At 71.4% G+C, this 1,416-nt stretch carries 2 protein-coding genes and 1 pseudogene; 2 read left to right on the top strand and 1 reads right to left on the bottom strand.

What is annotated here, in order from left to right:
* Together LQV45_RS32355 and pth are read left to right on the top strand one after the other, a co-directional pair.
* Nucleotides 1–361, top strand: a pseudogene (locus LQV45_RS32355) (50S ribosomal protein L25); the annotation flags it as partial.
* Between the two features lie 105 nt (nucleotides 362–466).
* On the top strand, nucleotides 467–1,048 hold the full coding sequence (gene pth, locus LQV45_RS32350; RefSeq protein ID WP_230011635.1) for an aminoacyl-tRNA hydrolase: 582 nt from the start codon (nucleotides 467–469) through the stop codon (nucleotides 1,046–1,048).
* A gap of 15 nt (nucleotides 1,049–1,063) precedes the next feature.
* On the opposite strand, the gene LQV45_RS32345 is transcribed toward pth, so the two are convergent.
* A partial coding sequence (locus LQV45_RS32345; protein ID WP_230011633.1) for a hypothetical protein occupies nucleotides 1,064–1,416 on the bottom strand: 353 nt, incomplete at its 5' end.

Here is a 1,416-nt window from a genome sequence, read left to right as displayed (position 1 = left end):
CGAGCACATCGACCTCCTCGTCATCCGCAAGGGCGAGAAGGTCCACGTCGACATCCCCGTCACGGTCGTCGGCGAGCCCTTCCCCGGCACGATCGTCAACCTCGAGAACACGACGGTGTCGCTCGAGGTCGAGGCCACCCACATCCCGCAGAACGTCGAGGTCTCGGTCGAGGGCGCCGAGGACGGCACGCAGATCACCGCTGCCGACCTGACGCTGCCCGCCGGTGCCGCGCTGCTGACCGACCCCGAGACGCTCATCGTCGGTGTCTCGGTGCCGCTGGACACCCTCGCTGCCGAGGAGGAGATCGCGGAGGCCGACGCCGAGGTCGCCGAGGAGCAGTCCGAGGGCGACCAGAACTGATCTCAGCGGACCGCGCGAGCGGTCCGCGACCGACGAGGGGGCGTGCATCCACGCCCCCTCGTTTTTTTGTCAGGGTTCGCGTGCGGATCCGGAAGGATGGAGGCCATGGCGGACACGTGGTTGATCGTCGGGCTCGGCAACCCCGGTCCGCGCTACGAGGCGACGCGGCACAACATCGGTCAGATGGTGGTCGATGAGTTGGCCGGACGGCGTCGCGAGTCGTTCCGCGCGCACAAGGCGAACGCGCGCGTCGTGGAGACGTGGCTGCGTCCCGGGGGAGCGAAGCTGGTCCTGGCCAAGCCGAACAGCTTCATGAACGTCTCGGGCGGTCCCGTCGCCGGGCTCGCGCGGTTCTACGCCGTGGAGCCCGAACGCGTGGTGGTCGTGCACGACGAGCTGGACATCCCCTTCGACACCCTCAAGCTCAAGACCGGCGGGGGGCACGGGGGGCACAACGGTGTGCGCGACGTCGCGAAGGCGCTGGGGACCCCCGAATTCCCGCGCGTGCGCGTCGGCATCGGTCGACCCATCGGGCGGCAGGACCCGGCCGACTGGGTGCTGGATCCGTTCGGCTCGAAGGAGCGCGAAACCTTGCCCATCCTGATCTCCGACGCCGCGGACGCGGTCGAGCTGCTGGTCGAGGACGGACTCGTCGCCGCCCAGCAACGGTTCCACGCCCCGCGCTGAGCCCCCGCGCGCGCGTCACCTCGCGCGGTTCGAGCGAGCCCGTGCCGGCGACGGGCGTCGTCTCGGGACGGGACGCCCCTGACGCGGGGGAGGAGCGGACCGGTTCGTCCGTCGGCGAGGTCGGTGGGTGGTGCGTGAGCGACGGAACGCGATCGCCATGCCGATCGCGCCGGCCACCCACGCGGCGAGACCCACCGCTGCGCCGATGAGTACCCAGACTCCACCGAGGTGTCCGACGGCGGGGTCGGGGCTATCGCGAAGGACGCTGCCCACCGCCCACGCCGCCACGGCGATCCCCGCGAGAACGGCGAAGACGGCGAGCCACGGACCCGAGGGCTCCTCGTCTTCGCGCCGGACCGCGCCCGCAC

The organism is Microbacterium sp. Bi128 (assembly GCF_918698205.1).
This window is presented reverse-complemented; position numbering and strand designations above follow the sequence as displayed.

Coding starts and splice junctions, on each gene's coding strand:
- pth (WP_230011635.1), top strand. CDS start 467: ATGGCGGACACGTGGTTGATCGTCGGGCTCGGCAACCCCGGTCCGCGC.